General features: G+C 65.1%; 18 protein-coding genes. 6 read left to right on the top strand and 12 right to left on the bottom strand.

The window, feature by feature from the left end:
- Position 1 precedes the first annotated feature (1 nt).
- From GEV01_RS24530 to GEV01_RS24575, 10 genes are all read right to left on the bottom strand, one after another.
- Positions 2-934: a 2-hydroxyacid dehydrogenase gene (locus GEV01_RS24530; protein ID WP_152808078.1), complete on the bottom strand. Its 933-nt coding sequence runs from the start codon at positions 932-934 to the stop codon at positions 2-4.
- A 10-nt stretch (positions 935-944) separates the two neighbouring features.
- Positions 945-2,981: an acetyl/propionyl/methylcrotonyl-CoA carboxylase subunit alpha gene (locus GEV01_RS31555; RefSeq protein ID WP_152808080.1), complete on the bottom strand. Its 2,037-nt coding sequence runs from the start codon at positions 2,979-2,981 to the stop codon at positions 945-947.
- Between the two features lie 122 nt (positions 2,982-3,103).
- The gene (gene bioB / locus GEV01_RS24540) at positions 3,104-4,153 is read right to left on the bottom strand and encodes a biotin synthase BioB (protein ID WP_152808082.1); all 1,050 of its coding nucleotides are present in this window, start codon (positions 4,151-4,153) and stop codon (positions 3,104-3,106) included.
- Between the two features lie 17 nt (positions 4,154-4,170).
- Positions 4,171-4,953 carry a dethiobiotin synthase gene (gene bioD, locus GEV01_RS24545; RefSeq protein WP_152808084.1) on the bottom strand — a complete coding sequence of 261 codons (783 nt, stop codon included), beginning with the start codon at positions 4,951-4,953 and terminating at the stop codon, positions 4,171-4,173.
- 1 nt (position 4,954) lies between these two features.
- Complete coding sequence (gene bioF, locus GEV01_RS24550) at positions 4,955-6,139, bottom strand: 8-amino-7-oxononanoate synthase (protein WP_152808086.1); 1,185 nt, start codon at positions 6,137-6,139, stop codon at positions 4,955-4,957.
- A 2-nt stretch (positions 6,140-6,141) separates the two neighbouring features.
- The gene (gene bioA / locus GEV01_RS24555) at positions 6,142-7,488 is read right to left on the bottom strand and encodes an adenosylmethionine--8-amino-7-oxononanoate transaminase (RefSeq protein WP_152808088.1); all 1,347 of its coding nucleotides are present in this window, start codon (positions 7,486-7,488) and stop codon (positions 6,142-6,144) included.
- A gap of 103 nt (positions 7,489-7,591) precedes the next feature.
- A complete protein-coding gene (locus GEV01_RS24560; protein WP_152808336.1) occupies positions 7,592-8,377 on the bottom strand; it encodes an enoyl-CoA hydratase/isomerase family protein in 786 nt (261 codons plus the stop codon).
- An 8-nt stretch (positions 8,378-8,385) separates the two neighbouring features.
- A complete protein-coding gene (locus GEV01_RS24565) occupies positions 8,386-9,261 on the bottom strand; it encodes a dienelactone hydrolase family protein (protein ID WP_235914559.1) in 876 nt (291 codons plus the stop codon).
- Positions 9,262-9,274: 13 nt separating this feature from the next.
- Positions 9,275-10,897, bottom strand: coding sequence for a carboxyl transferase domain-containing protein (locus GEV01_RS24570; protein WP_152808093.1), 1,623 nt, complete (start codon positions 10,895-10,897; stop codon positions 9,275-9,277).
- A gap of 45 nt (positions 10,898-10,942) precedes the next feature.
- Positions 10,943-11,377: a YchJ family protein gene (locus tag GEV01_RS24575; protein ID WP_152808095.1), complete on the bottom strand. Its 435-nt coding sequence runs from the start codon at positions 11,375-11,377 to the stop codon at positions 10,943-10,945.
- A gap of 164 nt (positions 11,378-11,541) precedes the next feature.
- Between GEV01_RS24575 and GEV01_RS24580 the strand changes: the two genes are divergently transcribed.
- The 3 genes from GEV01_RS24580 to GEV01_RS24590 are packed head-to-tail and all read left to right on the top strand — an operon-like array spanning position 11,542 to position 13,624.
- A complete protein-coding gene (locus GEV01_RS24580; protein WP_008443158.1) occupies positions 11,542-12,282 on the top strand; it encodes a GntR family transcriptional regulator in 741 nt (246 codons plus the stop codon).
- A gap of 11 nt (positions 12,283-12,293) precedes the next feature.
- A complete protein-coding gene (locus GEV01_RS24585; protein ID WP_152808097.1) occupies positions 12,294-13,175 on the top strand; it encodes an N-acetylmuramic acid 6-phosphate etherase in 882 nt (293 codons plus the stop codon).
- Positions 13,172-13,624 (top strand): GNAT family N-acetyltransferase, encoded by a 453-nt coding sequence (locus GEV01_RS24590; protein ID WP_152808099.1) that lies wholly within the window; start codon positions 13,172-13,174, stop codon positions 13,622-13,624. Before GEV01_RS24585 ends, GEV01_RS24590 begins: the two co-directional genes overlap by 4 nt.
- Here GEV01_RS24590 and GEV01_RS24595 read toward each other — a convergent pair.
- Both GEV01_RS24595 and GEV01_RS24600 read right to left on the bottom strand, forming a co-directional pair.
- Positions 13,621-14,121, bottom strand: a complete 501-nt coding sequence (locus GEV01_RS24595) for a GNAT family N-acetyltransferase (protein ID WP_328595614.1) — start codon at positions 14,119-14,121, stop codon at positions 13,621-13,623. The two genes, GEV01_RS24590 and GEV01_RS24595, sit on opposite strands and share 4 nt — an antisense overlap.
- Positions 14,118-14,408: a type II toxin-antitoxin system TacA family antitoxin gene (locus GEV01_RS24600; protein ID WP_152808101.1), complete on the bottom strand. Its 291-nt coding sequence runs from the start codon at positions 14,406-14,408 to the stop codon at positions 14,118-14,120. The genes GEV01_RS24595 and GEV01_RS24600 overlap by 4 nt, the downstream gene beginning before the upstream one ends.
- 145 nt (positions 14,409-14,553) lie before the next feature.
- On the opposite strand from GEV01_RS24600, the gene GEV01_RS24605 reads away from it, so the two are divergent.
- From GEV01_RS24605 to GEV01_RS24615, 3 genes are read left to right on the top strand one after another with little or no spacing between them, the layout of a single operon-like run.
- Entirely contained in the window at positions 14,554-15,741 is a 1,188-nt protein-coding gene (locus GEV01_RS24605) for an MFS transporter (protein WP_235914560.1), read from the top strand.
- Positions 15,742-15,783: 42 nt separating this feature from the next.
- Positions 15,784-17,445 (top strand): glycoside hydrolase family 10 protein, encoded by a 1,662-nt coding sequence (locus tag GEV01_RS24610; RefSeq protein WP_152808104.1) that lies wholly within the window; start codon positions 15,784-15,786, stop codon positions 17,443-17,445.
- A gap of 16 nt (positions 17,446-17,461) precedes the next feature.
- Positions 17,462-18,361: an N-acetylglucosamine kinase gene (locus GEV01_RS24615; protein ID WP_152808106.1), complete on the top strand. Its 900-nt coding sequence runs from the start codon at positions 17,462-17,464 to the stop codon at positions 18,359-18,361.
- The last annotated feature ends 10 nt before the right edge of the window (positions 18,362-18,371 follow it).

Genomic DNA, 18,371 nt, shown 5'->3' on the forward strand with positions numbered 1-18,371 from the left:
ATCAATATCCTCGGTTGCGGTCGACCACGCCGGCGACGGTTTCGCCCTGTGCAGTCTTGCGGATTTTTTCGGCGATCTGCTGCACGCTCTCGCGGCGCAGGGTCAGCGCCGAGATGTGCGGCGTGATCGTGATGCGCGGCTCCTGCCAGAACGGATGCTGCGCCGGCAAGGGCTCGTTGCGGAACACGTCCAGCGTGGCGGCGGCGATGTGGCCCGACTTGATCAGCGCCAGCAGGTCCGGCTCGGCCACATGTGCGCCGCGCGCCACGTTGATCAGGTACGAGCCTTGCGGCAGCTTGCTCATATTGGTGCGGTTGATCAGGTTGTTGGTGTCCTGTGTCAGCGGCAGCATGCAGACCAGCACGCGGCTGCCGCGCAGGAAGGTGTCCAAGCCGTCGGCGCCATGGAAGCACTGCACGCCCGCCATGCTCTTTTCTGTGCGGCTCCAGCCGCGCAGCGGGAAGCCGAACGGCGCCAGCGCCTCCAGCACGCGCGTGCCCAGCACGCCCATGCCCAGCACGCCGACCGCGAAGTCTTCCTTCGGATGCTGCGGCAGCGGCAGCCATTGCCCGGCGCGCGCCTGGACTTCGTATTCGTCCAGGCGGCGGAAGTAGCGCAGCACCGAGTGCGTCACGTATTCCGCCATCTGCAGCGCCATGCCGGCATCTTCCAGGCGGATGATGGGGATGTGCGACGGCAGCGCGTCGTTAAACTTGAGCAGCGCGTCGACGCCGGCGCCGGTGACGAAGATCGCCTTTACCTGCGCCAGTTCCGGCAGCATGGCCTCCGGCGGCGACCACACGACGGCGTAGTCGCAGGCGCGGTTTTTTTCACCCGCATGCCAGATTTCGACTTCGGCCTCCGGCAGGTACTTGGCGAAGTCCTTGATCCACGGCTCGGTCTTGCCGTCCGCTCGATGTAGCAGAATACGCATGATGTCCTCCTTACGCCGTCTTGAACGCCAGCAGCGGTGCACCGTCGGCGACCTGGTCGCCCACGCTGTACAGGATGTCGTCGATCACACCGTCGTGCGGCGCGGCGATGGTGTGCTCCATCTTCATTGCTTCCATGATGACCAGCGCGTCGCCCTTCTTCACTTCCTGGCCTTTGGCGGCCAGCACGGCCACTACCTTGCCCGGCATCGGCGCGGTCAGGCGTCCGCCTTCGGCCTCGGTCTCGCCGGCGTGTGCCATCGGATCGTTGTAGGACAGCGGGTAGTGCGCGCCGTTGGTGAATACGTGCAGCACGTCGCCATCGCGGCGCACGGTGCCGTGCACGGCCTGCTCGCCCAGCTTGATGCTCAAGTCATTGCCATCTTGCGACATCAGGCTCAATACCTGCGGCTGCGCGGCGCCGACGCTGAACAGCCAGTCGGCGGCGCGGTAGCTGATGTTGACCTTGTACGGCTGCTCCGCCGCGAACTCGTCGCCGAAGGACAGCGTGCGCAGATACGGATGGTTCATGCGCCAGCCCAGCGCCTGGCCCCACGGGTCGGCGGCGTTGGCGCCGGATTGCGCGGCCGAGCGGTCCTTCTCGGATTCGATCAGCGACACGGCGGCCAGCGCCAGCGCAGCATCCGGCGCCGCGTGGGCGGCCGGGAACAGCGCGTCGTGATTGCGTTCGATCAGGCCCGTGTCCAGGTCGGCCGTCGAGAAGGCCTGGCCTTCGACCAGGCGTTTCAGGAAGGCGATGTTGGTGGCCAGGCCGACGATCTGGTACTGCGACAGCGCCTGCGCCATGCGGGCCAAGGCCTGCTTGCGGTCCGCGCCCCAGACGATCAGCTTTGCGATCATCGGATCGTAGAACGGCGAGATGGCGTCGCCGGCGCGCACGCCGGAATCGATACGCACGCCCGCCGGCAGGTTGACGGCGCCACCCAGTTCGAAGGAGACCGCGCCGGGCGTCTCCATGTGGCGCAGCGTGCCGATCGACGGCAGGAAGCCCTTCTCCGGGTTCTCCGCGTAGATGCGGGCTTCGATCGAGTGGCCGTTGATGGCCAGCTCGTGCTGCTGCTTGGGCAGCGGCTCGCCTGCGGCCACGCGCAGCTGCCATTCCACCAGGTCGGTCCCGGTGATCATTTCGGTGACAGGGTGTTCGACTTGCAGGCGGGTGTTCATCTCCATGAAGTAGAACGAACCGTCCTGGTTGGCGATGAACTCCACCGTGCCGGCGCCCACGTAACCGACGGCCTTGGCGGCGGCGACGGCAGCGTCGCCCATGGCTGCGCGGCGTTCGGCCGGCATGTTCGGTGCGGGTGCTTCTTCCAGCACCTTCTGGTGGCGGCGCTGTACCGAGCAATCGCGCTCGAACAGGTAGATACAGTTGCCGAGGGTATCGGCAAACACCTGGATTTCAATGTGGCGCGGACGCTGGAGGTATTTCTCCGCCAGCACCTTGTCGTCGCCGAAGGAACTGATCGCCTCGCGCTTGCACGATGCCAGCGCGTCCTTGAACTGCGCCGAGTTCTCGATCACGCGCATGCCCTTGCCGCCGCCGCCGGCCGAAGCCTTCAGCAGTACCGGGTAGCCGATCTTGTCGGCCTGCGCGTGCAGGAAGTCGGCGTCCTGCTGTTCGCCGTGGTAGCCGGGCACCAGCGGCACGTTAGCCTTTTCCATCAGCTGCTTGGCGGCGGACTTGGAGCCCATCGCGCGCATCGCCGATGCAGGAGGACCAATGAACACCAGGCCCGCTTCGGCGCAGGCGTCGGCGAATTCGGCGTTCTCGGACAGGAAGCCATAGCCGGGATGGATCGCTTGCGCGCCGGTGGCCTTGGCGACGGCGATGATCTTCTCGCCGCGCAGATAGCTTTCCTTGGCGGCGGCGGGGCCGATCAGGACCGCTTCATCGCACACCGCGACGTGCTTGGCATTGGCGTCCGCCTCCGAGTACACGGCGACGGTCTTGATGCCCATGCGGCGCGCGGTAGCGGCCACACGGCAGGCGATTTCACCACGGTTGGCGATCAGTATTTTTGTGAACATGGTCTCTCTCTTTGCAGCTTGTGGCTGGAAGTTTTTTTCTTTAGTTAACCGTGAAACCGTCATTCCCGCGCAGGCGGGAATCCATACTCAGCATGGACTCCCGCTTTCGCGGGAGTGACGCATTAGCAGCCGCACTTCTCCTTCGGTGCCGAGTCCAGCACGGCACCGCGGGTTTTCAGGCCCAGTTTTGCCAGCAGCGTGCGGTCGTCTTCCGCTTCCGGGTTATCGGTGGTCAGCAGCTTGTCGCCGTAGAAGATCGAATTGGCGCCGGCCAGGAAGCACATGGCTTGCACCGCTTCGCCCATCTGGCGACGGCCCGCCGACAAACGCACGCGCGCCTTCGGCATCGTGATGCGCGCAACGGCGATGGTGCGTACGAATTCGAACGGGTCCAGCGGGTCCATGCCGTACAGCGGCGTGCCTTCCACCTGCACCAGATGGTTGACCGGCACCGATTCAGGATACGGATTCAGATTGGCCAGCTGCGCGATCAACCCTGCGCGTTGCAGGCGCGATTCGCCCATGCCGACGATGCCGCCGCAGCAGACCTTCAGGCCAGCTTCGCGGATGCGGCCCAGCGTGTCCAGGCGGTCCTGGTATTCACGGGTCGAGATCACGTTGTCGTAGAACTCAGGCGCGGTGTCCAGGTTGTGGTTGTAGTAATCGAGGCCTGCGGCCTTCAGGCGCTCGGCCTGTTTTTCTTCCAGCATGCCCAGCGTGGCGCAAGTCTCCAGGCCCAGCGCCTTCACTTCGCGCACCATCTCTTCGACCTTGTCCATGTCGCGGTCTTTCGGGCTGCGCCATGCTGCGCCCATGCAGAAGCGGGTCGCGCCGTTGTCCTTGGCCTGCTTGGCCGCATCCAGCACGGTGTCGATGTCGAGGATCTTCTTGGCTTCGACGCCGGTGTCGTAGCGCGCCGCTTGCGGGCAGTAGCCGCAGTCTTCCTCGCAACCGCCGGTCTTGATCGACAGCAGCGTGGCCAGTTCAACGTCACCGTCGGGGAAGTTGGCGCGGTGGGTTTCCTGTGCGCGGAACATCAGGTCATTGAACGGCAGGTCGAACAAGGCCATCACGTCGTCCAGCGGCCACGTCGCGGCGGGCGGCAAGGTGATGGCGGCCGTTGGACGGTGCAGCGCTACGGTTTTCGGTTCTTGCAGGGTGTTCAGGGACATCGTGATTCCTTCTTCGTTCAAAGTTTGTTCTGAGCTGGCCAGTTGGGCAGCTGCGTAAAGTCGATATATTCGGCGGCGGCGCGTGCGCCGGGTTCGGCCAGGCGCGGCACGCGGCCCAGCAGCGGTGCGCTGATGCGCTGTTCCAACGCGGCGACGTTTTCGTCGGCGAAGGCCATGTCGGCCTGCGTTTCGTTGGCGACCCAGCCGGCCAGGCGCAGGCCGCGCGCTTCGATTGCTTCCACCGTCAGCAGCGCGTGGCTGATGCAGCCCAGCCGCAGGCCGACCACCAGCACCACCGGCAGGTCGAGCTGTTCGGCCAGGTCGGCGGTGTCGAAGTCGTCGTTCAGCGGCACGCGGAAGCCGCCCACGCCTTCGACCACGGTGGCGTCGGAGGCGGCGTTGATTTCGACGTAGGCCGCCAGAATCGGCACCGGCGAAATGGTGATGCCTTCCAGCGCGGCGGCGATGTGCGGCGCGGCCGGTTCCTTCAGCAGGAACGGCGTGGTGATCGATTGCAGCAGGTGGACATTGCCGGCGGCGGCCAACTGGTCGCAGTCGTCGTTGTGCCATGCGCCGTCGCGCAGTTCGGCGCCGGCGGCCACCGGCTTCATGCCGCAGGCGCGCACGCCGGCCTGCACCAGCGCGTACAGCATCGCCGATGAGATCAGTGTCTTGCCGATCTCGGTGTCGGTGCCGGTGACGAAGCAGCTGAAACGCGGCGGGATGCCGGTGGCGGCGGGCGCTGGCTGCACCTGCGTCTGCGGTGCGGCCACGGTGATGACGGGATCATCGAGACTCATATCAAGTCCTTTCCAATGCATTGATCGCAGCTATCAGCTTTGCGACTTCCATGCTGCTATGCCCTGCCGACAGCGTCACGCGCAGGCGCGAGGTGCCCGGCGCCACGGTCGGCGGACGGATGGTGCCGACCCACAGGCCCTGTTCGTACAAGGCCGCGCCGGCGCGCATGGTTTCGGCATTATCGCCGATCAGGATGGGCTGGATCGCAGTCATCGAGGGCAGGCGCTGCCAGCGCTTCAGGCGCAGGCCATCGTCCAATTGTGCCACCAAAGCTTGCAGCTGTGCGCGCCGCGCGCGGCCTTCGTCGCCTTCCAGCAGCTCAAGGCTGGTCAGCAGCGCGTGCGCCAGTGCCGGCGGCGTGGCGGTGGTGAAGATGTAGGGACGTGCTTTCTGGATCAGCGTTTCGATCACCGTCTCGTGCGCGGCGACGAAAGCGCCGCTGACACCGGCCGCCTTGCCCAGCGTGCCCATATAGACCAGGTTGGGCGAACGCAGATTGAAGTGTTCCAGCGCGCCGTGGCCGTTGTCGCCCAGCGTGCCGAAGCCGTGGGCGTCGTCCACCACCAGCCAGGCGCCGTGTTGTTCGCACAAGGCCAGCAACTGCGGCAGCGGCGCCAGGTCGCCATCCATGCTGAAGACGCTGTCCGTCACTACCAGCTTGGTAGCGGACTTGGACGCGGCCAGCATCTGCGCCAGCGCTTCCAGGTCGGCGTGCGGGTAGACCTGGACGTTGGCGCGCGACAGGCGGGCGCCGTCGATCAGCGAGGCGTGGTTCAGCGATTCGGAGAAGATGTCGGCATCGCGGTCGCCGGCGGTGAGGCCGGTGACGATGGCGAGGTTGGCCATGTAGCCGGTGCAAAAGGTGAGCGCGCGCGGCGATACCAGATGTGCGCCGACGAATTCCACCAGCCGCTCTTCCAGCATGGAGTGGGCGCGGCCATGGCCGCTGATCAGGTGCGAGGCGCCGCTGCCGACGCCGTACATCGCCGCGCCTTCCTGCAGCGCGAGCTTGATCTTGCGGTGGTTGGCCAGGCCGAGGTAGTCGTTGGTGCAGAAGGCCAGCAGTTCGCGGCCGTCCACCGATACGCGTGGGCCGCAGGGCGTGTCGACGGTGCGGCGGGTGCGTATCAAGTCCTGTTCTTCCAGCGTTTGCAGCTGCTGGCTGAGGCGATTGAGCATGTCCATGGTCAGCCCGCCATCACTTTGTCGAACACGGCCAGCGTGTTGGCGGCGAGGCCGTCGATTTCCTCGTCGTTGAGGATATACGGCGGCATCATGTAGACGGTGGAGCCGATGGGGCGCATCAGCAGTTCATGCTCCACGGCCGTGGCGAAGAAGCGGCGCGAGAAGTCCGGCGTGGCGTCGATGGCGTCGAAGGCCCAGATCATGCCGCGCTGGCGGAAGTTGCGCACTTGCTTGTGCTGCGCCAGCGGTTGCAGCGCTGCGGTCAGGCGTGCGGCCTTGATGCGGTTGGCGGCCAGCACATCGTCTTCCTCGAAGATTTGCAGCGTCGCCAGTGCGGCGCGGCAGGCCAGCGGGTTGCCGGTGTACGAGTGCGAGTGCAGGAAGCCACGCGTGACGTCGCTGCTGTAGAAGGCTTCATAGATCTCGTTGCGCGTCATCACCAGCGACAGCGGCAGGTAGCCGCCGCTGATGCCCTTGGACAGGCACAGGAAGTCCGGCCACACGTCGGCCTGTTCGCAGGCGAAGAAGGTGCCGGTGCGGCCGCAGCCGACGGCGATTTCGTCGAGGATCAGGTGGACCGAGTGGCGGTTGCACAGTTCGCGCACGAGCTTCAGGTACAGCGGGTCGTGCATCGCCATGCCGGTGGCGCATTGCACCAGCGGTTCGATGATGATGGCGGCGATCTTGTCGGCGCGTTCGATGAACAGGCGTTCGACATCGGCGGCGGCTTTGCGGGCCATGTCTTCGGCGGTTTCGCCTTCAGCCGCATTGGCTTTGCGGGCGTCCGGCGACATCACCGTTTGCGAGGCGCGCAGCAGCGGGCCGTAGGCGTCCTTGAACAGGGCGACGTCGGTGACGGCCAATGCGCCTATGGTTTCGCCGTGGTAGCTGCCTTTGAGGCAGACGAATTCCTGCTTGCCGCTCTTGCCGTTGTTGCGCCAGGAGTGGAAGCTCATTTTCAGCGCGATTTCCACCGCCGATGCACCGTCGCTGGCGTAGAAGCTGTGGCCGAGCACATGGCCGGTCAGCGCCGACAGTTTTTCGGATAGTTCAATCACCGGTTCGTGCGTGAAGCCGGCCAGCATCGCGTGTTCCAGCGTGTCCAGCTGCTCCTTCAGCGCGGCGTTGATGCGCGGGTTGGCGTGGCCGAACAGGTTCACCCACCAGGAGCTGATCGCATCCAGGTAGCGGCGGCCTTCATGGTCGTACAGCCACGCGCCCTTGCCGCTCTTGACCGGAATCAGGGGCACAGGGTTGTCCAACTGCGCGTGGTGCTGCATCTGGGTGCACGGATGCCATACGCTGCGCAGGCTGCGTGCGACCCAGTCGCTTTGTTTATTCAATTCCAAAACTACTCCAATCTCGCCGTCATTCCCGCGCAGGCGGGAATCCATACGGCGGCACATAAGACGCTCAGCATGGATCCCCGCGTACGCGAGGATGACGGGGTAACTAAACCAGCCATGACGGCTTGCGCTTCTCCAGGAACGAGGCCACGCCTTCGCGGCCCTGTTCCGAGGCGCGGATATGGGCGATGCGCTCGGCGGTGTCGGCCAGCAGCGCATCGTTGACGGTTTGCCCGACCACGTCGCGCACCAGCGTCTTGGCTTGCTTCACGGCGTTCGGGCTGTTGTTGACCAGCGCCTTGACGATCTCCGCCACCTTGGCGTCGAGCGCGTCGGCGGCCACCACTTCGTGCGCGAAGCCGATGCGCAGCGCTTCCTGCGCGCCGAAACGCTCGGCGGTGAGGAAGTAGCGGCGCGACGCGTTCTCGCCCATGGCCTTGATCACATACGGCGAAATAGTCGCGGGGATCAATCCCAGCTTCACTTCGCTCAGGCAGAAATTGGCCTGGTCGACCGCGACGATGATGTCGCATGCGGCCACCAGGCCCATGCCGCCTGCGTAGCAATCGCCCTGCACCTTGGCCACCACTGGCTTGGGACACAGGTAGATCGTGCGCAGCATCTCCGCCAGTTGCAGAGCGTCGGCATGGTTTTCGGCGTGCGTGTAGCCCGCCATTTTTTTCATCCAGTTCAAGTCGGCGCCGGCGCAGAAGGCCGGGCCGTTGGCGGCCAGTACGATGGCGCGCAGGTCTTCTTCCGTACCCAGCTCGCCGAAGGCGCGCGTGATCTCGGCGATGGTCTCTTCGTTGAAGGCGTTGCGCACGTCCGGGCGGTTCAGCGTGACGGTGGCGACCTTGCCTTCGCGGCTGATGGTCAGCGTGGTAAAGCTCATCTCTAAGCTCATCTCGATTCCTTGATGGTGTATTTGATTTCGGTCGGCATGCCCACGCCTTGCAGGAAGCGCGTAGTCTCGGGCAGCCAGATGGCGACGCCGTCCGGGCTGGAGCTCATGCTGTGGGCGTCGCGCTTGAACGGTCCGTAGGCCACCAGCTGCGCCTTGCCGCCTGCGCCGGTGTAGGCCGCGTACATCTCGGCCGCCAGTTTGGGGCCGAAGTGCTGGTCGTTGGCGCCGTAGAACCAGATGCTCGGCGTGGTGCTGACCGCGCCGTAGGCTTTGAAGGCGTCCACCAGCGCGGCCTGCCAGTTGCAGTGCGAGCGGCTGTTGACGCCACCGGCGAAGTTGATGACGCCCTGCACGCCGCTGATGTTGTGGCTACCTGCTGCAATGGCCGTCAGGCCGCCGTGCGACTGGCCGGCGATGATGACGTGCTGCTGGTCGGCCCACGGCTGCTTCATCGCGTAGGCCATCGCGAAGTACAGCGATGAGGCTTGGTCCTCGCCGTTAAGCTTGGCCTGGCAGTGGGAGTTGACGTAGGTGCCGCCCGAACCGGCAAAGCCCTGCCGCATCGGGATCACGACCGCGTAGCCGCGCTTGACGAATTCGCGGCTGATGACCGGGTAGCGCGCGCGCGGCTGCTGGTGCGCGTCCCCGCCGTTTTTACCGTGGTTCATGAACAGCACCGGGAACGGGCCGTCGCCCGGCGGCTTGTAGATGGTGGTTTGCAGCGTGATGTCGGCACCGCCTATTTTGGCGGGGATCGCGACGACCTGCTCGCCCATGCGCGCATCGACCACCGGCAAAGGACCGGCGTGCGCCGCAGCGCATGCCGCTGCGAGCGGCAGCGTGGCCAGTCCTTGTCGGTATCGGGTCTGCATGGTCATCTTCTGCTTACATCCTGAAGACGCCGAACGTGGTGTCCGGGATTTCCGCGTTCAGTGCGGCGGACAGGCCCAGGCCCAGCACCATGCGCGTGTCGGCCGGGTCGATCACGCCGTCGTCCCACAGGCGCGCGGTGGCGTAGTACGGGTGGCCCTGGTGTTCGTATTGATCCTTGATCGGCTGCTTGAACGCGGCTTCTTCTTCCGCCGTCCACGAGCCGCCCTTGCCTTCGATGCCGTCGCGCTTGACGGTGGCCAGCACCGACGCGGCCTGGTCGCCGCCCATGACGGAGATGCGGGCGTTAGGCCACATCCACATGAAGCGCGGCGAGAAGGCGCGGCCGCACATGCCGTAGTTGCCGGCGCCGAAGCTGCCGCCGATGATGACGGTGAACTTGGGCACGGCGGCGGTGGCGACAGCCGTCACCATCTTGGCGCCGTTGCGGGCGATGCCTTCGTTTTCGTATTTGCGGCCGACCATGAAGCCGGTGATATTTTGCAGGAACACCAGCGGGATCTTGCGCTGCGCGCACAGCTCGATGAAGTGCGCGCCCTTCAGTGCGGACTCGGAGAACAGGATGCCGTTGTTGGCGATGATGCCGACCTTCATGCCGAAGATGTGGGCGAAGCCGCAGATCAGCGTGGTGCCGTAGCGCGCCTTGAATTCATCGAACTCGCTGCCGTCGACGATGCGGGCGATCACTTCGCGCACATCGAAGGGCTTGCGGGTGTCGACCGGAATCACGCCGTACAGTTCTTCGGTGGCGTACTTCGGTTCCGACGCCTCGCGCAACGCGCCCTGCTGGGGCTTGGTGCGGTTCAAATTCGAGACGATGGTGCGCGCCAGCGACAGCGCGTGCAGGTCGTTCTGCGCCAGGTGGTCGGCCACGCCGGACAGGCGGGTGTGGACATCCCCGCCGCCCAGGTCTTCAGCGGTGACGACTTCGCCGGTGGCGGCTTTCACCAGCGGCGGACCGCCCAGGAAGATGGTGCCCTGTTCCTTGACGATGATCGATTCGTCGCTCATCGCCGGCACATAGGCGCCGCCGGCGGTGCAAGAACCCATCACCACGGCGATCTGCGGAATGCCCTTGGCCGACAGGTTGGCCTGGTTGTAGAAGATGCGGCCGAAGTGGTCGCGGTCCGGGAAGACGTCGTCCTGGTTGGGCAGGTTGGCGCCGCCCGAGTCGACCAGATAGATGCACGGCAGGTTGTTCTGGTCGGCGATCTCCTGCGCGCGCAGGTGCTTCTTGACGGTGATCGGGTAGTAGGTGCCGCCTTTGACTGTGGCGTCGTTACAGACGATCACGCATTCCTGGCCGGCCACGCGGCCGATGCCGGTGATGATGCCGGCGGCCGGTGCGGCGTCGACGCCGTTGGCGTCCTGGTACATGCCGTAGGCCGCCATCTGCGACAGTTCGAGGAAGGGCGTGCCGGGATCGAGCAGCATCTGTACGCGGTCGCGCGGCAGCAGTTTGCCACGGGCGACGTGCTTGGCCGATGCCGCTTCGCCGCCGCCGAGGGCGATCTTGGCGACCTTGTCGCGCAGGTCATCGACGACGGCCTGCATGGCGGCTGCGTTGGCTTTGAAATCCTCGCTGCGGGGATTGAGTTTGCTTTCGATCTGCGGCATTGCTTTTCCTTTGTGCGCGTGGTCTCAAAAACGCGTCATAGTGATTTATTCTGGAAAACTACCGTCAACGTAAAACCAGCGCAGCCCGCCTTCGGCCGGTTCGCGCACAAAATTACTGATCTCGTGCAGACGCTGCGCCCGGCCATTGGTCTTGAACCGGGCGACAAACTCCACCGTATCCTTGGTCAGGTCGGCGTCTTCTGCTTTACGTTGACGTAAACGTAAAGCAGATTTTACCTCAAGTCCCAGCCACTGCAATTTTTCTTCCTTGCTCATAATCGGCTCGGCCGGACGGGTGCTGGCGTGCCAGGTTGCCATCAGGTAGGGCTCGTTGCGCTGCACATAGGCGGTATAGCGCGAACGCATCAACGCTTCTGCGCTGGGCGGGATGGCGAGGCCGTCGATATACGGGCCGCAGCAGCTTGCGAGAGAGGGACCGCCGCAGGGGCAGGCCGCGGTTGCGGTGGACTTCTTGGACATGTGGGGACGGTCGGGCTGATGTAACAATCCAGCATTATCCGCCAAATAGCCGCATTCCGCCGGGCTTGCCGTTATGCTATGGATATAAATATTGTGACTTTCAGCGTCCCGATGCGTACATGTTTCGTGTAACGCTATTACACTAGAGGCGTGAGGAGATTTGAATGAGCCAGACCAGTTTTGAATTCAAGGCGGATGCCAACGACAGTACGCCGCTGTACATGCAAATTGCCCGTAAATTGAGCGATGATGTACATAACGGCCGCTACCAGGTGGACCAGGCGCTGCCGTCGGAGCGCACCCTGTCGGAGCTGTTGAACGTCTCGCGGGTGACTGCGCGCAAGGCGATCGACCAGCTGGTGGACCAGGGATTGGTGGTGCGCCGTCGCGGATCGGGCAATTATATTGCGCCGCGCATCGAGCAGCCGCTGTCCAACCTGACCAGTTTTTCCGAGCAGTTGCAGCAGCGCGGCCACATCCCCGGTTCGCGCTGGCTCAAGCGCGCGGTGGTGACGCCGACGCCGGAAGAGCAGCTGAGCCTGGGCCTGTCGCCGTATTCCAAGGTGGCGCGGCTGGAGCGTTTGCGCCTGGCCGACGATGTGGTGATGGCGTATGAGGTGTCGGTGCTGCCGCAGACCGTGCTCAACGACCCGAACGCGGTCGGCGCCTCGCTGTACCAGTATCTGGAAAGCATAGGCCAGGCGCCGGCGCGCGCCTTGCAGCACATCCGCGCGATGAACGCATCGGCCGAGCTGGCCAAGCAGCTGGGCGTGCCCGAAGGGCAGGCGGTGCTGTACATTACCCGGATTGCTTATCTGGAATCGGGCGAGGCGATGGAGTTGACCCATTCGTATTGCCACAGCGATCACTATGATTTCGTCGCGGAGATGCGTCGCGCAACGTAACAAAACTACCCATGTTAAAAACCGAAACGCCGAGTACGCAGCACGCGCAGCTGGATCAATATTCGGTTGAGGCATTGGTGGCGGCGCTGGTCGATGACCAGGCGCAGGCCGTGCAGGCGGTGCAAGCCGCCGAATCGAGCATCAGCGCGGCCGTGCACGCGATGGCGCCGCGCATCGCCGCCGGTGGACGGCTGATCTATGTCGGCGCTGGTACTTCCGGGCGGCTGGGCATACTCGACAGCGTGGAGCTGTTCCCCACTTTCTCCTGGCCGCATGAGCGCGCCATTGCGCTGCTGGCCGGCGGCCTCGGCGCCATGTTCGAGGCGGTGGAGGGGGCGGAGGATGATCGTTCCAAGGGCGCTTCTGACTTGCGGCTGCTCTATCCGGTCTACAACGATGTGGTGTTGCTGGTGGCGGCGTCGGGCACTACGCCGTATGTGCTGGGTGCGTTGCAGGCGGCGCGCACGGTGGGCGCTTTAACGGTGGGCATCGCCAACAACGTCGGCACGCCGCTGACGGGCGACGCCGATATCGGCATCACCATCGATACCGGGGCGGAAGTGATCTCGGGCAGCACGCGGCTCAAGGCGGGCACGGCGCAGAAGATCGTGCTGAACACTTTGTCGAGCGCGTTGATGGTGAGGTTGAACAAGGTCTACGGCAATCTGATGGTGGACCTGCATGCCACCAACGCCAAGCTGGTCGAGCGGGCGGTGCGGCTGACCATGCACGCCACCGGCGTCGACGCCGGCATCGCGCGCGGCGTGCTGGAGCGCTGCCATTTCCAGGTCAAGGTCGCCATTGTCGCGCTGCTGAACAACACCTCCATCGAAGAAGCGCAAAGCCTGCTGGATGAGTCCGATGGCAATGTGCGCGCGACGCTGAAGCCATGATCGAGATACGAGCGGTCGCGCCTGAGGATTACGACGCCTGGCATGTGTTATGGCTGGGCTACAACCAATTCTACGGCCGCCACGGCGATACCGCGCTGCCGGAAGAAATCACCCGGACCACATGGTCGCGTTTTTTCGATGAAGCTGAGCCTGTGCATGGGCTGGTGGCCGTGCATGAGGGGCAGTTGGTCGGCCTGGCCCACTACCTCTACCATCGCGGCACGACGCAGATAGGCCTGAGCTGCTACATGCAGGACTTGTTCACCGCCGAATCCGCCAGAGGCCGGGGAGTGGCGCGCAAGCTGATCGAGGCCGTGTATGCCCAAGCCCGCGCCGCCGGCAGTCCGAGGGTCTACTGGCAAACCCACGAAACCAACCACACCGCCATGCAGCTGTACGACAAAGTCGCCGACAAGTCCGGCTTCATCGTGTATCGGAAGCTGCTTTAGTCAACTATAAGCGTCGCGGTTAAATCGGACAGCGTGATCATGAGTGTCATTGGGTCCAGCGGTGAAACATCGAAGCCTACCCGTTCATAAAACGACCTGGCTGCCGGCGTAAGCGCGTGCGTGATGACGCCGCGGATGCCGATGGCCTCGGCGGCTTGGAGTATGCGATGACTGGCATCTCGAACCAGTGCGCGCCCCAGATTTTTGCCCTGAAGGCGCCGGTCGATGGCGAGGCGGCCAATCAACACCACGGGAATGGGATCCGGCATATTGCGGCGAAAAGCTCCGGCGGCCGCACTGGTAGCGATAGCGCCTGCCGCCAGCGCGTAGTATGCAACGACGCTTTTTCCTTGGCAGACAACAAAAGTGCGCGAGGCTCCGCTGGCCTGGTTTGGGATGGCGCGACGTTTGAGCCAAACATCCAGACTGTCGACCCCGCAGGAGAAGCGGTTGATAGCATGCTGGCTGGTCAGCGGCTCTGGCAGCCGGAGGATCACTTTTTATCCCAGGGCGCCTTGGTTTGCATGGTCTTGAGCAGGCGGGCGTTGGGTGCCGGAGGTGATTCCAGCCGAGCCAGGAATTCGGCGTAGGCTTCGGGGCTGGCGACGATGTTGATTTGGTCCAGCAAAGCATCTTCGGAGGCTCGCCGCAGGACGTCCAGGATAAAATCGTCGCGACTTTTGCCAGAGAGCCGGGCGGCGCGCTCGATGAGGTTGCGTTCTTCCGAACCCATGCGTATGGTGAGCGTTTCCGGCTTGCTTTGAGTATCGGCTGGTGTGGACATGTCTCGATCTCCGATGGCTGTCTGAATTGTAGTCCGAATTTTGCCGAACAAAATCGAAGGATGTATGGATCGAGCGCAACAACGTAGCCCCTGGTTCTGGGTGCCCAGTATTTCATTCAGTCAGGCTGTACCTTACGTCGCGGTGATGATGCTGTCGTCCGTGATGTACAAGAAGCTCGGTGTGTCCAATACCGACCTGGCGTTTTACACCGCGTGGCTGTACCTGCCGTGGGTGATCAAGCCGCTGTGGTCGCCTATCGTCGAGCTGTTCGGCACCAAGCGGCGCTGGATCGTGCTGTTGCAACTGCTGACCGGCGCGGCGCTGGCCAGTGTGGCGCTGACCCTGCACCTGCCGGAGTTCTTCCGCATGAGCCTGGCCGCGCTGTGGCTGATGGCGTTCAGCTCGGCCACCCACGATATCGCGTCCGACGGCTACTACATGCTCGGCCTGCCGACCCAGCACCAGCAGGCCGCCTTCGTCGGCGTGCGCAGCGCTTTCTACAAGCTGGCGATGATCTCCGGACAAGGCGGCCTGGTCTACCTCGCCGGCCGCCTGACCGCCAGCAGCGGCGATCCCGCCTGGGCCTGGTCCTTGGTGTTCGGCGCGATGGGGACGCTGATGCTGGCGCTGAGCGCGTATCACCAGCTGATCCTGCCCCGCCCCGATACCGACCGCAGCCACACCGGCGGCGGTGCGCTGTGGAAGGATTTCGTCTATACCTTCCGCAGCTTCTTCCAGAAACCCGGCATCAAGGCCACCATCGGCTTCCTGCTGCTGTACCGCCTGGGTGAGGCGCAGTTGCTGAAGATGGCTGCGCCCTTCCTGCTCGATCCGCGTTCGCAGGGCGGCCTCGGGCTGAGCACGGAAACCTTCGGCGTGGTCTACGGCACCGTCGGCGTGTGCGCGCTGGTGCTGGGCGGCTTGGCAGGCGGCGTGGTGATCGCCCGCTTCGGCCTCAAGCGCAGCCTGCTGCCCATGGTGTTCATCATGCACGTGCCGGACCTGGTGTTCGTCTACCTGGCCACCGCCCTGCCGACCAGCAACGTGCTGATCTCCGCCTGCCTGGCGGTCGAGCAGTTCGGCTATGGCTTCGGCTTCTCGGCCTTCATGCTGTACATGGTGCTGGTGGCCGACGGCGAGCACAAGACCGCGCATTACGCGATCTGCACCGGTTTCATGGCCCTCGGCATGATGGTGCCTGGCATGGTCAGCGGCTGGATACAGCAGCAGCTGGGATACCAGTATTTCTTCATCTGGGCCTGCGTCGCCACGCTGCCGGCGTTCTTCATGACGGCGCTGGTGCGGATCGATCCGCAATTCGGCAAGGAATAAACGTCCGGCGCATTACAATACGGTGCTCAACAGATTCGGGGAATGGTTTTGGTTTTTAATGCAAAGAAGCGGCTGACCTTGTCCGCCGGCGTGGCCGGCGCCCTGGCCGTGCTGCTGGATGGTTGTTCCAGCACACCGACCGCGCCTGGCCCGGAGGCCGGCGCCGCGCCGCGTCCAGCGGCCCCTGGCGCCACCGTACCGATGGCGCCGCCGGCGCCGTTCGATATGAACCAGCCGCCGCCGGCGCCGCGCGAATTCCGCGCCGCCTGGGTGTCGACCGTGGCGAATATCGATTGGCCCAGCCGTAACAACCTGACCATGGCCAAGCAGCAGGCCGAAGCCCTCGCCATTCTCGACCGCGCACAGGCGCTGAATCTGAACGCCATCGTGCTGCAAGTACGGCCGAGCGCGGATGCGATCTATCCGTCCGAGCTGGAGCCGTGGTCCGAGTTCCTGACCGGCCAGCAAGGCCGAGCACCGGCCACGGCCTGGGATCCGCTGCAGTTCTGGATCGAGCAGGCGCATGCGCGCGGGCTGCAGCTGCATGCGTGGTTCAACCCCTACCGCGCCCGCCACGCGACGGCCAAGTCGCCGCTGGCGCGCAACCACATCGGCAGCACGCATCCGGAAGTGGTCAAATCCTACGGCCGCTACCTGTGGATGGACCCGGGCGAAGCCGCCGCCTCGCAGCACACGCTGGATGTGGTGCTGGACGTGGTGCGCCGCTACGATATCGACGGCGTCCACATCGACGACTATTTCTACCCTTATCCTATCGACGCATCGGCCGCCACGGCCGGCCCGGAAGGCGTGGCGCTGGACGCCGGCGTCGGCCAGAAGCAGGAGCTGGAGTTCCCGGACCAGGCGTCGTGGCAGCACTATCTGCTGGGCGGCGGCACGCTGGACCGCGCCGGCTGGCGCCGCCAGAACGTCAACTCGCTGATCGAGGCGCTCTACCTCGGCATCCACAAGGAAAAGAGCTGGGTGCGCTTCGGCATCAGCCCGTTCGGCATCGGCCGGCCGGATCGCCGCCCGCCCGGCATCGTCGGCTTCAGCCAGTACGACAAGCTGTATGCGGACGCCGAGCTGTGGCTGGCCAACGGCTGGCTCGACTACCTGGCGCCGCAGCTGTACTGGCCGGTGGCGCAGGCGCCGCAAGCCTTCGACGTGCTGCTCGACTACTGGCTGGCGCAGAACACGCGTGCGCGCCATGTGTGGCCGGGCCTGTACACCAGCCGCATCGACAACAGCGCCAAGGCGTTTGCGCCGGAAGAGATCGTCAAGCAGATCGGCGTCACGCGCACGCGCGCGGGCGTGCAGGGCCATCTGCACTTCAGCATCGCGGCGCTGATGGAAAACCGCAAGGGCATCGCCGACCAGCTGAAGGCGCAGGCTTACCAGACTGCGGCGCTGGCCCCGGCCAGCCCGTGGCTGGGATCGGACCTGCCGCCCGCACCGGCCGCGTCCGCGCGGCGCGAAGGCAATGGCGTGGCGCTGAGGCTGTCCGCCGGCGCCGGCAAGCCGGTCGCACATTACGCGATCTGGTCGCGCTACGGTTCGGAGTGGCGTTTCGCGCTGGCTCCGGCCTCGCGTCCAGTGCTGCTGTTGCCGGACGATGCGGCAGGCGGCTCGGCGCAGGCGGTGGTGGTCAGTGCGGTCGACCGCCTTGGCAATGAAAGCGAACGCGTCAGCGTCATACGCTGACCATCGAGGAGCGATGATGGACGAGCTGGGACTGGGCATCGACGCAGGCGGCACGCAAACCCGCTGGGCCCTGGCCGACCGGGACGGACGCATCGTTGCCGAGGGCGCCGTGGCCGGCATGTCGGCCACGCAGATGGCCCATGCCGCCGGCCGCGACGCGGTGCGCGGCATCTTCTCGCTGCTGGCCGCGCAGGTGCTGGCGGCGGGCCGGCCGCAGGGCGTGTGCGCGGGCCTGACCGGCTTTGACGGCCTGGCCACGCTGCCGGCGCAATGGCTGGCTGAACTGCTGCATATCGCACCGCATGCCGTCATGCTGCGCAACGACGTGGAGATCGCCTACCTCGACAGCTTCGCACCCGGCGAAGGCTATCTGGTCTACGCCGGCACCGGCTCGATCGCCGCCTGGATCGATGCGGACGGCGCCTTCCACCGCGCGGGCGGACGCGGCGTCACGCTGGACGATGGCGGCGGCGGTTTCTGGATCGCACGCGAGGCGCTGCGCCACATCTGGCGGCGCGAGGATGAACAGCCCGGCGCCTGGCAGCAATCGACGATGGCGCGCGCGGTGTTCGAACAGATAGGCGGCAGCGACTGGGCCTTGTCGCGCCAGTTCGTCTACGGCCAGGACCGGGGTGCGATCGGCCGCCTGGCGCTGGCCGTGGCCGCCAGTGCAGATGCCGATCCGGTGGCGCACGCCGTCCTTGAGCAAGCGGGGCAGGAACTGGCGCGCATCGCGCTGGCGCTGGTGGGTCGCTATGGTCCGCGCCCCGTCGTGCTGAGCGGACGGGCCGCCGGCCTGCATCCGCTGATCGCCCAGGCGATGCGCGCTGCGCTGCCGGCGGAACTGTCGCTGCGACAAAAAGAAGCACAGGCGCACCACGCTGCGGCCCGCATTGCTCTACACTCACGGAATTGAAACGTTGCCG

Source organism: Rugamonas rivuli (assembly GCF_009380165.1).
In the GTDB taxonomy this organism is placed as follows: domain Bacteria; phylum Pseudomonadota; class Gammaproteobacteria; order Burkholderiales; family Burkholderiaceae_D; genus Rugamonas; species Rugamonas rivuli.

What these genes read in the sequence shown, in the direction of transcription:
- GEV01_RS24530 (WP_152808078.1), bottom strand. Translation starts at nt 934, where the DNA reads ATGCGTATTCTGCTACATCGAGCGGACGGCAAGACCGAGCCGTGGATC.
- GEV01_RS31555 (WP_152808080.1), bottom strand. Translation starts at nt 2,981, where the DNA reads ATGTTCACAAAAATACTGATCGCCAACCGTGGTGAAATCGCCTGCCGT.
- bioB (WP_152808082.1), bottom strand. Translation starts at nt 4,153, where the DNA reads ATGTCCCTGAACACCCTGCAAGAACCGAAAACCGTAGCGCTGCACCGT.
- bioD (WP_152808084.1), bottom strand. Translation starts at nt 4,953, where the DNA reads ATGAGTCTCGATGATCCCGTCATCACCGTGGCCGCACCGCAGACGCAG.
- bioF (WP_152808086.1), bottom strand. Translation starts at nt 6,139, where the DNA reads ATGGACATGCTCAATCGCCTCAGCCAGCAGCTGCAAACGCTGGAAGAA.
- GEV01_RS24560 (WP_152808336.1), bottom strand. Translation starts at nt 8,377, where the DNA reads ATGAGCTTTACCACGCTGACCATCAGCCGCGAAGGCAAGGTCGCCACC.
- GEV01_RS24565 (WP_235914559.1), bottom strand. Translation starts at nt 9,261, where the DNA reads ATGCAGACCCGATACCGACAAGGACTGGCCACGCTGCCGCTCGCAGCG.
- GEV01_RS24570 (WP_152808093.1), bottom strand. Translation starts at nt 10,897, where the DNA reads ATGCCGCAGATCGAAAGCAAACTCAATCCCCGCAGCGAGGATTTCAAA.
- GEV01_RS24575 (WP_152808095.1), bottom strand. Translation starts at nt 11,377, where the DNA reads ATGTCCAAGAAGTCCACCGCAACCGCGGCCTGCCCCTGCGGCGGTCCC.
- GEV01_RS24580 (WP_008443158.1), top strand. Translation starts at nt 11,542, where the DNA reads ATGAGCCAGACCAGTTTTGAATTCAAGGCGGATGCCAACGACAGTACG.
- GEV01_RS24585 (WP_152808097.1), top strand. Translation starts at nt 12,294, where the DNA reads ATGTTAAAAACCGAAACGCCGAGTACGCAGCACGCGCAGCTGGATCAA.
- GEV01_RS24590 (WP_152808099.1), top strand. Translation starts at nt 13,172, where the DNA reads ATGATCGAGATACGAGCGGTCGCGCCTGAGGATTACGACGCCTGGCAT.
- GEV01_RS24600 (WP_152808101.1), bottom strand. Translation starts at nt 14,408, where the DNA reads ATGTCCACACCAGCCGATACTCAAAGCAAGCCGGAAACGCTCACCATA.
- GEV01_RS24605 (WP_235914560.1), top strand. Translation starts at nt 14,554, where the DNA reads ATGATGCTGTCGTCCGTGATGTACAAGAAGCTCGGTGTGTCCAATACC.
- GEV01_RS24610 (WP_152808104.1), top strand. Translation starts at nt 15,784, where the DNA reads ATGGTTTTGGTTTTTAATGCAAAGAAGCGGCTGACCTTGTCCGCCGGC.
- GEV01_RS24615 (WP_152808106.1), top strand. Translation starts at nt 17,462, where the DNA reads ATGGACGAGCTGGGACTGGGCATCGACGCAGGCGGCACGCAAACCCGC.